General features: G+C 41.4%; 14 protein-coding genes. 8 read left to right on the forward strand and 6 right to left on the reverse strand.

The window, feature by feature from the left end; all coding sequences use genetic code 11:
* Positions 1-2 precede the first annotated feature (2 nt).
* From folK to AB4153_RS03995, 4 genes are all read left to right on the forward strand, one after another.
* Positions 3-482 carry a 2-amino-4-hydroxy-6-hydroxymethyldihydropteridine diphosphokinase gene (gene folK, locus AB4153_RS03980; RefSeq protein ID WP_371996461.1) on the forward strand — a complete coding sequence of 160 codons (480 nt, stop codon included), beginning with the start codon at positions 3-5 and terminating at the stop codon, positions 480-482.
* 66 nt (positions 483-548) lie between these two features.
* Positions 549-1,343, forward strand: a complete 795-nt coding sequence (gene panB, locus AB4153_RS03985) for a 3-methyl-2-oxobutanoate hydroxymethyltransferase (protein ID WP_229371184.1) — start codon at positions 549-551, stop codon at positions 1,341-1,343.
* Positions 1,344-1,428: 85 nt separating this feature from the next.
* The gene (gene panC / locus AB4153_RS03990) at positions 1,429-2,274 is read left to right on the forward strand and encodes a pantoate--beta-alanine ligase (RefSeq protein ID WP_102529234.1); all 846 of its coding nucleotides are present in this window, start codon (positions 1,429-1,431) and stop codon (positions 2,272-2,274) included.
* A 286-nt stretch (positions 2,275-2,560) separates the two neighbouring features.
* The gene (locus tag AB4153_RS03995; protein ID WP_102529233.1) at positions 2,561-3,091 is read left to right on the forward strand and encodes a hypothetical protein; all 531 of its coding nucleotides are present in this window, start codon (positions 2,561-2,563) and stop codon (positions 3,089-3,091) included.
* A 105-nt stretch (positions 3,092-3,196) separates the two neighbouring features.
* On the opposite strand, the gene AB4153_RS04000 is transcribed toward AB4153_RS03995, so the two are convergent.
* Positions 3,197-3,394, reverse strand: coding sequence for a YheV family putative zinc ribbon protein (locus AB4153_RS04000; protein WP_229371182.1), 198 nt, complete (start codon positions 3,392-3,394; stop codon positions 3,197-3,199).
* A gap of 151 nt (positions 3,395-3,545) precedes the next feature.
* Between AB4153_RS04000 and AB4153_RS04005 the strand changes: the two genes are divergently transcribed.
* Positions 3,546-5,456 (forward strand): ABC transporter ATP-binding protein, encoded by a 1,911-nt coding sequence (locus AB4153_RS04005; protein ID WP_371996463.1) that lies wholly within the window; start codon positions 3,546-3,548, stop codon positions 5,454-5,456.
* Positions 5,457-5,707: 251 nt separating this feature from the next.
* The gene (locus tag AB4153_RS04010; protein ID WP_303515606.1) at positions 5,708-6,181 is read left to right on the forward strand and encodes a DUF2390 domain-containing protein; all 474 of its coding nucleotides are present in this window, start codon (positions 5,708-5,710) and stop codon (positions 6,179-6,181) included.
* Positions 6,182-6,289: 108 nt separating this feature from the next.
* Here AB4153_RS04010 and arsJ read toward each other — a convergent pair whose 3' ends face one another.
* From arsJ to AB4153_RS04035, 5 genes are all read right to left on the reverse strand, one after another.
* Positions 6,290-7,516 carry an organoarsenical effux MFS transporter ArsJ gene (gene arsJ, locus AB4153_RS04015; RefSeq protein WP_102529229.1) on the reverse strand — a complete coding sequence of 409 codons (1,227 nt, stop codon included), beginning with the start codon at positions 7,514-7,516 and terminating at the stop codon, positions 6,290-6,292.
* Positions 7,517-7,543: 27 nt separating this feature from the next.
* The gene (locus AB4153_RS04020) at positions 7,544-8,560 is read right to left on the reverse strand and encodes an ArsJ-associated glyceraldehyde-3-phosphate dehydrogenase (protein WP_371996465.1); all 1,017 of its coding nucleotides are present in this window, start codon (positions 8,558-8,560) and stop codon (positions 7,544-7,546) included.
* Between the two features lie 49 nt (positions 8,561-8,609).
* A complete protein-coding gene (locus AB4153_RS04025; RefSeq protein WP_102529227.1) occupies positions 8,610-8,948 on the reverse strand; it encodes a metalloregulator ArsR/SmtB family transcription factor in 339 nt (112 codons plus the stop codon).
* A gap of 305 nt (positions 8,949-9,253) precedes the next feature.
* A complete protein-coding gene (locus tag AB4153_RS04030) occupies positions 9,254-10,843 on the reverse strand; it encodes a GMC family oxidoreductase N-terminal domain-containing protein (protein WP_371996466.1) in 1,590 nt (529 codons plus the stop codon).
* Between the two features lie 44 nt (positions 10,844-10,887).
* The gene (locus AB4153_RS04035) at positions 10,888-11,388 is read right to left on the reverse strand and encodes a TAT leader-containing periplasmic protein (protein WP_102529225.1); all 501 of its coding nucleotides are present in this window, start codon (positions 11,386-11,388) and stop codon (positions 10,888-10,890) included.
* Between the two features lie 166 nt (positions 11,389-11,554).
* Here AB4153_RS04035 and AB4153_RS04040 point away from each other — a divergent pair, with 166 nt between their 5' ends.
* Together AB4153_RS04040 and AB4153_RS04045 are read left to right on the forward strand one after the other, a co-directional pair.
* Positions 11,555-12,517 carry a hydrolase gene (locus tag AB4153_RS04040; protein WP_102529224.1) on the forward strand — a complete coding sequence of 321 codons (963 nt, stop codon included), beginning with the start codon at positions 11,555-11,557 and terminating at the stop codon, positions 12,515-12,517.
* Positions 12,518-12,520: 3 nt separating this feature from the next.
* Positions 12,521-12,769, forward strand: coding sequence for a YheU family protein (locus tag AB4153_RS04045; protein WP_102529223.1), 249 nt, complete (start codon positions 12,521-12,523; stop codon positions 12,767-12,769).
* Positions 12,770-12,817: the final 48 nt, after the last annotated feature.

The raw sequence follows: 12,817 nt of genomic DNA on the forward strand, positions 1-12,817 counted from the left end.
CCATGAGCACCACGGTTTATGTGGCGTTAGGGGCAAACCTAAATGAACCAGTACAGCAAATCCAAGACGCTGTACTGGCGTTAAAAAAGATTGCTCTCGATGCGATTGTTAATGTGTCACCACTGTATCGTTCAGTCCCTATGGGCGATGTTGAACAGCCTGATTACGTCAATGGTGTGGCACAATTTAACACCGACCTTGCACCAATAGCTTTGCTCGACGCATTGCAAGCGATTGAAAATACCCAAGGCCGTGTCAGAGAGATACGTTGGGGACCACGTACGTTAGATTTAGATATCTTACTGTACGGGACACAAATCATCGATGAGCCTCGACTATCGGTTCCCCATTATGGAATGAAGCAACGCAGTTTTGTTCTCATTCCACTTGCAGATATTAATCAACAATTAATACTGCCATGTAGCACCGAATTAAAAAGCTTAATTACCCGTGAAATGCGAGCTGAATTAATTCAAATTTAATCAGCTTTTATGCCGTTTGCATCGCATATCCATTACTTGAATATGAATTGCTTCTAAGAGTTTATTATGTCAAAAGTCACTAGCTCAACCCTCATAAAATTCAAACAAGAAGGTAAGAAATTTACCGCGTTGACCGCCTACGATGCGAGCTTTGCTGGCGCATTTGATAGCGAAGGCGTCGATGTCCTACTGGTTGGTGATTCTTTAGGTATGGTACTGCAAGGCCACAGTGATACATTGCCTGTGACAGTCAATGATATTGCCTATCATACAGCCAGTGTTAATCGCGGTTGCAAACGAGCCCTACTTATTGCTGATATGCCTTTCATGAGTTACGCCACCCCAGAACAAACTATGGCTAATGCTGCAATTTTGATGCAGGCAGGTGCAACCATGGTCAAACTGGAAGGCGGTGAATGGTTACTTGATAGTGTGAGAATGTTGACTGAACGCGGTATTCCAGTATGTGCTCATTTAGGTCTCACGCCACAATCGGTGCATGTTTTTGGCGGCTTTAAAGTACAAGGTCGTGAAGAAGATAAAGCTCAACGCATGATTGATGATGCCTTAGCATTACAAACTGCTGGCGCTCAATTATTAGTGGTTGAATGCATTCCGAGCTCACTGGCAAAACGCATTACTGAAGCATTGACCATCCCAGTCATTGGTATTGGCGCTGGTGGTGATACCGACGGGCAAATCTTGGTTATGCACGATGTACTAGGTATCTCAAGCGGCTATATTCCTAAGTTTTCTAAAAACTATTTGCAGCAAACTGGCGAAATTCGTTCTGCAGTGAAAGCCTATATTGAAGAAGTCGCCAATGGCACATTCCCAGCCGATGAGCACTCGTTTAACTAAGTTTTATAACAAACAACATTGGCATGCAGTGTGAGTTCATCTTAGTAACTGCATTAAAATTTATTGTACAACTAGGTAAATATCGATGATTACCACAGCGAATATTGCTGAAATCAGAGCACAAGTAAAACAATGGCACATGCAAGGCGAAACCGTTGCCTTTGTGCCAACGATGGGTAACTTACACAATGGTCACATAACATTAGTGACTGAAGCGCTAAAACGCGCAGACCATGTGGTGGTGTCCATTTTTGTCAATCCAATGCAATTTGGCCAAAATGAAGATCTTGACGCTTATCCAAGAACCTTAGCAGCAGATAGTGACGCACTTATTAATGCAGGTGCAGAGCTATTATTCACCCCTACACCTAGCATCATCTACCCAAAAGGTTTAGCGCAACAAACTTTTGTTGAAGTACCGAATATTGGTGATGAGTTTTGCGGTGCAAGTCGACCGGGACATTTTCGTGGTGTAGCCACGATTGTATGCAAGCTATTTAATATCGTTCAAGCCGATGTGGCATTATTTGGCCGTAAAGATTATCAACAGCTCATGGTGATTAAAGCGATGGCTGAAGATTTATCATTACCGATTGAGATTATTGGTATTGACACAATAAGAGAAGCATCTGGTTTAGCCATGAGCTCAAGAAATGGTTATTTAACTGCTGAGCAAAAGCAACAAGCTGCTGCGATTAAACAGTGTATGGATAAGCTTGCAGCTGATGTTGCTTGTGGAAAAAACATTGCTGAAAGTGAGGCTATAGCGGCTGAAACGTTAGTGAAAGCAGGTTTTAAAATGGATTACTTGTCTGTTAGAAACGCCACTAATTTAGCCCCTATTACCAGTGAAGATCACAATCTAGTGATCTTAGTCGCTGCCTACCTTGGCAATACCCGCCTTATAGATAATCTTACCTTTAGCCGCTAATCTATTCGCCACTGACTTTGTAAGACTTAGCTGATTGTTCACTAAGTCTTACAAATTTAACGCAAAGTTCTTCTGTGCCAATAAAAAATCTACTGTCAAAAAACTGGTTTTATCGTTAAAATTAGGCCATAGTAATTAAGTATATTTAAACATTATAGCGACAAGCAGCTATAATGATTTACAACCACCTAGCGCCAATGGGTTTTGGCTGACTAGCGGTAACCATCTGATATACCTTCAACACGGTGTTGAAGCGATGTTAGATTACAAAAGGATCTGTGGCCGCATGCCAATAAGACTACTCATCACATTCATTATTGTATTATTCATGGGGCCAACTTTCGCCTCTGCAAATACAATTTATAAGTGCATGAAGGACAATAAAATCGCCTTCAGTCAGACTGTTTGCCCAAAAGAATATCGTCAGCACAAAATTGAATACCAGCTTGGGATCACCACAGAAGTTGATTCGGATAAGGTTGTCTTAAAAGAAGACCCGCTTAAAGCGTTGCTGAAAAAACAAACCATTTCCAAAGAGAAATTAATCCAATTATTGGACAGTGAAGTTTATCGCCTCAAGCAAGAAAATAGTTATTTTGAAATTTTACGTGCCAGTGAAATTCAAAAACTTGATCGTAATCGCTATTGGCACAAGAAAGAAAAAGACGATCCAGATTATGTAGAAGATTTAGCTGAGATTAATAATCGATTTGATGAGTTAATGAAAAATAATCGTCACGTGATTATTGTACTTATCGAACACAAAAACAAAATCCTAGCAGAAAGCGCCAATGATGGCGCTATCGCTAAAGAATAATAGTAAGCAAATCCCTCAGCGCAACGCCCACTAACTATAGCGTTCTCGAGCTATTCCAGTTCCTATCATCCAGATATTCGCTCAACACCTTACATTAGCCATTCATTAATCAGGCTTAAATACGCCGATGACATTACCTGTGGCTTTTTCAGCGACTTTTGCCTCTGTTTGTTGTTCACGGTAATCACAGTCAGTACACTCAACTGTTTCAACACCATTTTCTTTAAATAGTTGAATAGTATCTTGAGCATGACATTGAGGGCATTTAGCCCCAGCTACAAAGCGTTTTTTTATTTTAGCCATAATCTTATTATTGTTCTTCTGTGCATTTGCGATATCAGTAGCAGTATTTTGCCACGAATTGGTGAATCCAGTCTCGCTCTAGTGTTAAAAAAGTATCAATTACGCTATTATCGCTGCACTTTTTGTATTATCACCAGTCAAGTTGCCATTCATGATTAACATCAGCCAAGCCCAACTCATCCGCGGAACGAAAACCCTACTCGATGAAGCTAACCTTACCGTCTATCCTGGCCATAAAGTTGGCCTAGTCGGTGCGAATGGCACAGGGAAATCATCTCTATTGGCGCTCATTTTAGGCAATTTACAACTTGATAAAGGCGAATTTAGTTTACCTGCGGGTTGGCAAGTCGCCACTGTTGCCCAAGAAACACCGGCACTTGAAGTCTCAGCGCTAGAATATGTACTCGATGGTGATATTGAGTTTCGTCAACTTGAGGCTCAACTGGCTATCGCTCAAGAAAAAGATGATGGCCATAACATCGCGCTGATACATGGAAAAATTGATGCTATCGGTGGTTATGCCATTCGCTCACGAGCGAGCTCCCTGTTAGCTGGTCTAGGGTTTAGTGAGCCAGAACAAAGTAACCCAGTAAAAAGCTTCTCTGGTGGCTGGAGAATGCGTCTTAACTTAGCGCAGGCACTACTATGCCGCTCTGACTTATTGCTACTAGATGAACCCACCAACCATTTAGATTTAGATACCATGTATTGGTTAGAAGGTTGGATTAAAGCCTACCAAGGTACGCTTATCTTAATTAGTCATGACCGTGACTTTATTGACGGGATCGTTGATGAAATTGTTCACGTTGAGCATGCCAAACTGAATTATTACAAAGGTAATTACAGCTCATTTGAGCGTATTCGTGCTGAAAGATTATCTCAGCAACAAGCCGCATTTGAACGTCAACAAAAAGAACGCGCTCACATGCAATCTTTTGTCGACCGCTTCCGTTATAAAGCCAGTAAAGCCAAACAGGCTCAAAGTCGATTAAAAGCCTTAGAAAAAATGGCTAACTTATTACCTTCACAAGTCGACAGCCAGTTTCATATGGCTTTTCGTGAGCCTGACGCTTTACCTAATCCTTTAGCGACCATGGAGAATGTGTCTATTGGCTACGGTGACAAAACCGTATTAAGTGAAGTAAAACTTAACCTAGTTCCAGGTGCGCGTATTGGTCTGTTAGGCCGAAATGGAGCCGGTAAATCGACTCTGATAAAATTACTCACTGGAGATTTAGCCCCTATAACAGGTAAATATCAGCCTAATCCTGGTCTGAATATTGGTTACTTCGCTCAGCATCAAATTGAATTTTTAAGTTTGGATGACACCCCGCTACAGCATTTAGTCCGTCTAGCGCCCAATGCGAAAGAGCTTGAACTACGTAGCTTTTTAGGCGGATTTGGTTTTAATGGTGATATGGCAATGTCGGCTGTTAGACCTTTCTCGGGTGGCGAAAAAGCCCGTTTAGTTCTGGCACTACTCGTATGGCAAAAACCAAACGTATTGCTTTTAGATGAACCGACCAACCACCTTGATTTAGAGATGCGTCATGCACTGACCATGGCATTGCAAACTTTTGAAGGTGCAATGGTCATTGTGTCACATGATCGACATCTTTTACGGTTAAGCTGTAGTGACTATTACCTTGTAGACCAAGGTGCTGTAAAGCCTTTCCAAGGCGATTTAGATGATTATCACCAATGGTTGCTCGATGCAGCAAAAGCAGCGCAATCATCGGCCGCTAAAGAGGGTGACACTAAGCCAACAATCGACAAAAAACAGCAGAAACGTTTTGAAGCCGAATTAAGACAGAAAGTGTCTCCATTGCGTAAACAGCAAATTAAGCTTGAGACACAACAGCAAAAAATCAGCACACGTTTAGCTGAACTTGAAATCGACTTGGCTGATGGCACGCTTTATGAAGCGGAAAATAAAGCTAAAATGACTAAAGTGCTTAATGAGAGAACTGAACTGACACAAGCGATGGACGAAAGTGAAATGACTTGGCTTGATCTTCAAGAGCAGATTGAAGTTATCGAACAAGAGTTTACCCTCAATTAATCTGCCAATTGTTTGAATGAGCTAAATATGTGCCTGCAACAATCATTCAAACAAGAGGAAACAGGTTAAAGCCTCTGATTTAATAAGCTTTAACCTGTAGTTATCAAAATTTAACTATCACCTGAAATGCACCGAGCTTTTCAAGGACAATAAGATTCAAGTTATCGTGCTATCGATAATGCAAGATAACGTAATCCTCATTATCAGTCTGAATCTTAAAGAATGGATACTTACACGTTGGAGAAAGTCTAGTGCAACCTTTTAACTCATTAATTTGGCGTGATTGTGACAATCTATACGCGACCAACCCAGTAAGCTACATCAGCGTACAAGACGACTACCAAGTTAATGTAAACCTACTATTGTTGGCCCAATACCTCGATCAACAGTGCCACTATTTACCATTAGCGCAGTGGGAAGTACTCGCCTCGACCATTGAAGACTGGGATACTAAAGTTGTTACCCCATATCGTAAATTACGCCGCTTAGCTAAATCATATTTACAAGCAGGCGAATATCAACAAATGTTAGATATAGAGTTGATGATGGAGCGCAAAACTCAGCAAATGTTGCTGAAGAAATTAAATCAGTTTGAGCAAAGCTCAATTAATGCTGACGCTACTTCCGATATTGCCTCTGATAAAAAAGACACCTATAACACCGAAAATTACTTGTGCTTATTTGGTATCGACGCAGATTATTTTACTCAATTACAAAGTGCTTAAAGCGAGCAGCGAATACCGATATTATCAATATTCGCTGCACCACTTATACATCCGCTAAAGCAATACTATCTGCCGTTAAAACAATACTATCAGCCGTTAAAACAAAGATTATGAATGACTTTGTTGCGGTAAACGTGTCGAAATGATTGCTGCTAACGCAATCATCACACTCGAAATCCACAAGCAGACCTCAAGTCCGTATTGCTGAAATACCCAACCCGATAACAAAGTGCCAATAAGCCTACCCATCGCATTAGCCATATAATAAAAGCCAACATCTAAAGACACGCCATCTTTATCTGCGTAACTCACAATTAAATAGCTATGCATCGATGAGTTCACTGCAAACAATCCGCCGAAAACCAATAACCCGCCGATAAGCATAATATGACTATGCCAATCGAAAGTGAGAGCCAGTGCAATCACTCCAGGAATAATAGCCAATACCGCAGCCCATAAGCAGGCACTTTTACCATCAGGCACCTTACCTTGTTTTTTGCCGGTAAAATGGGGCGCAAAGGATTGAACACCACCATAAGCAATAACCCACAAGGCTAAAAAGCCCCCAACATACCAATGATCCCAGCCAAATTGACTGGCAAGAAAGACGGGCAATGCCACCACAAACCATACATCTCTTGCTGCAAACAAAAACAGCCTTGCTGCAGATAAGTAGTTAATGGTACTGCTCTTAGAGAAAATCTCTGTAAACTTGGGCTTCGCAGTCGCTTTGCCTAACTGGCTTTTTAAGGTTAATACGCTAAATATCCACACCAGCAATAACGCGACTGCCATGATTAAGATTGCCGCCTGAAAACCAAACACAGTCAGCAGCGCGCCACCTAAGAAAAAACCCACACCTTTAAGGGCATTTTTAGAACCAGTAAGAATAGCAACCCATTGATATAATTTACCTTCAGCTCCAGCGGGAACCAATGTTTTAATGGCACTTTTGGCGCTCATTTTATTCAAGTCTTTAGCAATGCCAGATAATGCCTGCGCCGCCATTACCCACACCACAGTGAGCCATTCATTGGGTACCAGCAGCATAGACAGAGCAAACACTTGCAAGCCCAGGCCGATATTCATGGTGCGATTTAAACCCACTCTCGCACCAAGCCAACCTCCTACAAGATTAGTCACAACACCAAAAATTTCGTAGAACAAAAACAGCATTGCAATTTCAATCGGGCTAAAACCTAAACCATGAAAATGCAGCACCACCAGCATTCGCAGTGCACCATCGGTCAATGTAAATGCCCAATAGTTGCCAGTCACAATTAAGTACTGTTTTATCTCACTGGGCAAGTTTGCCAATTTTGTGAATAAAGACACCGGTATAACCCTATTAATCACATGTGACTACACGTCAGCTTTATCTTGCAAGCCCACTAAACGCATTAATTCAGCAGTACGATTTGCGTAACCCCACTCGTTGTCATACCAAACATAAAGTTTAAGCTGAGTATCATTAACAACCATGGTTGATTGCGCATCGATAACCGCTGAGCGAGGGTCTGTTTTATAATCAATCGAGACTAACGGACGCTCTTCATAACCAAGCACCCCATCAAGCTCGCCTTCTGCAGCTTGTTTAAGCAATTGGTTCACTTCAGTTTCTGTGGTGCTGCGGCTCAGTTCAAAAACACAATCTGTAATTGACGCATTTGCTAATGGCACACGAATCGCATGACCATTTAAGCGGCCTTTCAGCTCTGGGAAAATATGCGTAATTGCTGTTGCAGATCCCGTGGTTGTAGGAATAAGGCTCATGCCACATGCTCTTGCACGGCGTAAATCTTTGTGGGGAGCATCAAGAATAGTTTGGGTATTCGTAATGTCATGGATAGTTGTCATTGAACCATGAACAATACCTAGTGACTCATGGATGACTTTAACCACAGGTGCTAAACAGTTAGTGGTGCAAGATGCTGCGGTAACAATTGGGTGAATTGATTTATCATAATCTTGATGATTCACGCCCATAACTACATTTAACACACCGTCTTCTTTCACTGGTGCCGTCACTACAACACGCTTTACACCTTGATCAAGGTAAGCTTGCAGCTTTGCTTTGGTCTTCATCACACCTGATGCTTCAATAACAACATCACAGTTTGACCAATCAGTATCGGCAATAGCTTTATTGGCTGTGCAGACAATCTTATGACCATTAACTTCGATGGTATTATCATGCGCAACAGCTTCATGAGCCCAACGACCATGAACTGAATCAAAATTGACTAAATGAGCCAGTGTGGCTGCATCACCAGCTGGATCGTTAATTTGAACAAATTCAACGTCAGCCCAATCGAATGCAGCACGAAATGATAAACGTCCCATACGGCCAAAACCGTTAATTCCTACTTTAATTGTCATAATCTAGCCTTTCGTTTAATAAAATAAGTTAAATCAGTGTTTGAAATCACTAACAACGATTGCAGTTAGGTCTATTGACCATATCCGCTAAGCGCTTCAGATCAGCTTCAATGAATGCGGTATTGCCTGATGCGGTTTGTGTAATAACGGTTTGAGCCCATTGAGGTAATGCATCATTAAGTCGGTAGTAAACCCACTGACCTTGCCTTCTATCGGTTAACAAACCTTCTTTTCTAAGTTGAGCTAAATGGCGTGATATTTTTGGCTGGCTATCATCTAGCGCAGCCATTAACTCACAGACGCACAACTCCTGATTAAGTGAAATTAAAAGTAAACTCTTCAATCGAGTTTCATCAGCTAAGCATTTAAAAAATATGCTGGGTTGCATAGTTAACCTCTATCATCTTGGTGTTTATTCAAGGTAAATAACCAAGAAAAGTATCAAAGTTCAAAATCGTTATAGATAATGCAGCAAGGATATGCGCAAAAACAGATATATGCAAATTCATATATATGTGAAATGGAATATTTAATAAAAATGTCATATTACTGAACATATTTTGACAAGGGGTAGCAACAAAAAAACCGACTGGTTACAGTCGGTTTTATTGATTAAGCCTTCATATCATCAGTCTTTTAATCTGACTTTAGCGATTTATACTAAAAAGGTATTTATCCCAAATTAAGTGCCATTTATGTTTTGGCCGTTAAACGTTCAGCGAGTAACGTAGCATTACGCGCCACTATGCCATAAATGGATAGTTGTGGATTAGCCCCTAAACTTGTTGGGAACATCGAGCCATCCATGACTGATAAGTTTTCAAAATAATGGGATTGCCCTTCACTGTTAATCATAGATAACGTTTTATCATCACCCATAGCACAGCCTCCCATAACATGTGCTGACGCAACAATCGTCTTGAGCAAACCGATATCCATAGTGGCTATGGTTTCCTTGGCTTGCGCCCAATTAAGCTGCATACCAATACCATCATTAATCGGTAATACTTTTTTAGCTCCTGCAGCAAACTGTAATTCAGCCATAGTCGCAAAGGCACGTCTTGCGGTATCCCAAAAAGGTTGTTCCAGTGGATAATCGAGCGCAAACCCTTCGTCAGTCAGCCTAACTTGACCACCGGGGCTTTGGTCAGAATAACCATCTCTTACAAGTGCTATCATCACTTGTAAGTTATTAAAGTGAGTCATAAGCTCTGCATGACTGCGACCATAACCAATCGTTTTAGATGCTATTAAAATCGGGTGAATTGGAGGCACTTCAAGTTTATAGCCCATTTCACCCGCTGCGCCATCTCGCCAAACAAATTCATCGGAATAGATAGATTGTGGTGCGCCGCTGTGACCATCAATTTGTTTATCAAAAAGACTGCCAGATAACAGCGTTGGATGTAAAAATGTTTTACCTAATAACTTATGTGGATCAGGGGTTTTAGCCCGCATTAAAATAGTCGGAGTGTGTATTGCCCCAGCGCTTAAAATATAATGCTTAGCGCTAAAAGTCAGCGTTGCTGCACTTGAACTGCCCGATTGCGCTTTAGCAGACAAGCCTTCAACTTTGTCCCCTTTATGCTTTAAATCAATAACTTTAGCATTTGAGATTAAAGTTGCGCCTTGCTCTAGCGCACTGGGAATTGTGGTCACTAGCATCGACTGCTTAGCATTTACTGGACAACCCATTCCACAATAACCCGTGTTCCAGCAACCTTTCACATTGCGTTTGATAACAGTGTATTCCCAGCCGAGCTTTTCACAGCCTTCTTTTAAAGCCGCGTTATTCAAATTAGGCTGAAATTGCCATTCACTGATATTCAATCTGGCTTCCATTTTCTCAAACCAAGGTTGCAAGGATTCAGTGGATAAGCCTGTGACAGATTTTTCTTTTTCCCAAAAAGCTAACGCGTTATCAGGCGTTCGAATTGAAGTGGTCCAATTAACCGTCGTCGAGCCGCCAACGCTTCGACCTTGAAAAATTCCAATACCTTTATCAGAGGTTTTCATCGCCGCAGCTTGTTGGTATAAATCAGGATAGGCGGTGCGTTCCTCCATATTGAAGTCACTTGATGACTTTAAAGGACCACCTTCTACCATAATCACACTAAGACCTGCTTGTGCCAGGATTTCAGCAGCCGAGCCACCTCCAGCACCTGTGCCTACAATGACCACATCAGCTTCAAAGTGTTGATTTTCTGTCAATTGATTAGCATCTATATGCTGCCAACCAGCAGCTAAGCCAGTGGTAATCGGATCAATGATATTTGCAGCCATTTGTTACTCCAGAATTCATGTTAATTAGTGAAAATACAAACAGCTTAGGCATCCAAAAATGTAGGTTTAGCGTAGTGCAGACGTCCCCAATGTTCTGGGCAAGCGTAATAGCTAGAGATGATGAGTTCACGCAGCCCAATATAAGCAGTCTGCATCATCTCAAGAAAGTGATGACGCCAATGCTCCAACATTTCATTCAGTTGTTCAGGCGATCTAAGCACCAATGGCGTAATGCTGCTGGTGAGAATAAGCAGGCCAAATCTTGATTCCAGCATGGTCAGTAATTGGGTTAATTCTTGCTTTTGATCTTCAGGCAATACACTGATTGTTTGGTTAATGGCAATGATGGTCCGATTTAAAAAAGCATCACGATAGTTGGCAACTTCTGGTAATGCGCCATCCATAAATATCGGAATAAGCACACTGAATAATAAGCGATGTGTGTCATCTGGGTTATCGTTTACTTCAGGCGTATACAAACTCACACCTAAAGCGAGCGCAGCTGTTCCTGTAAACGCCCCAGTTAAAAAGGTTCTTCTTTTCATTGTTATCCCTTTTCTATTGCCTACTTCTGTACGAAAGCACGGCCACAAATCAAACACTCCCAAGTGCCACATTTGTTGCCACAAAAGCATCTATGCTAAAGTGAACTCAATCAACATTTAAACACACGTTTGAATATTAACAAACCATTGCACATAAAATACCCATATGAAAAAGACTTTTTCACCACCATGGTGGGCTGTAAGTGCCCATATTCAAACGATTTTACCCGTATTTTTCAAAGTGGACAAACCAGAAGTTTCAAGACAACGCCAAGAACTATCTGATGGTGATTTCGTTGATTTAGACTGGGTGGGTGAAGCGGTAAATGGCCAACCTATTTTAGTCATTTTGCATGGTTTAGAAGGCAGCAGTGATTCTCACTATGTGCGTCGCATGCTTCAAGCAGCAAAAGAACAAGGTTTATGTGCCGTGGTACATCATCACCGTAGCTGCTCTGGCGAACCAAACCGCCTAGCACGCAGTTATCACAGTGGTGATACTCAAGATATTCACTTCACCCTCACTCAGTTAAACCAACAGTTTCCTGACTCAGCGTTATACGCTGTAGGCTATAGCTTAGGGGGTAATGTACTGGCGAAATATCAAGGCGAACAAGGTAGTGATAGTTTGCTAGACAAAACCATCATTGTTTCAGCGCCGTTATGTTTGGCCGCTTGTGCAAAAAAATTAGAAAGTGGCTTTTCTACGGTATATCAACAGCATTTAATTAAGCAGTTACAAGACAAAATGCAGGCAAAAGTTGCTGAAGCGCACTTGAGCACTGATATGCCAGTGACCGCGAAAGAAATTGCCGAATTAACAACATTCCATCTATTTGATGATAGAGTCACCGCCCCGCTACATGGCTTCAGCGATGTATATGATTACTATAATCGAGCGAGTGGTAAACCATTTTTAAAACAGGTACAAAAATCGACTTTAGTCATTCATGCTCAAGATGATCCCTTTATGACAGATGCGGTGATCCCATCCAATGAAGAGTTGTCTGATCATGTTGAGTACGAACTACATCAAAACGGTGGTCATGTCGGCTTTATCTCTGGCGGTGTACCTTGGAAACCGACTTTTTATTTAGAGTCTCGCATCATCCAATTTATTAAAGGCTAATTCATGCTAATCCCTTACGAGGCGTTATTACAACTGCCGCAAGAAACACTTAATAACTTGATTAAAGAGTATTTATTAACTCAAGTTGAAGATGGATCTTTTGGTCAACTTGATGATCAACAAATTGCTGCTGCCATTGAAAAGTGTAAGCACTCTCTTAAGCTAGGCGAGCTCAAAGTAGAATTTAGCGAAGAAGATGAATCAATCGCTATAAGGCATAAAGATCAAATCATTTACCCAACAGCTGAGTAGGATTAACATTGCAGCATTGACCTCAATCGATTCAGCCCGTATAAATAG

It is taken from the genome of Shewanella sp. 10N.286.52.E4, assembly GCF_041468785.1.
Classification (GTDB): domain Bacteria; phylum Pseudomonadota; class Gammaproteobacteria; order Enterobacterales; family Shewanellaceae; genus Shewanella; species Shewanella electrodiphila.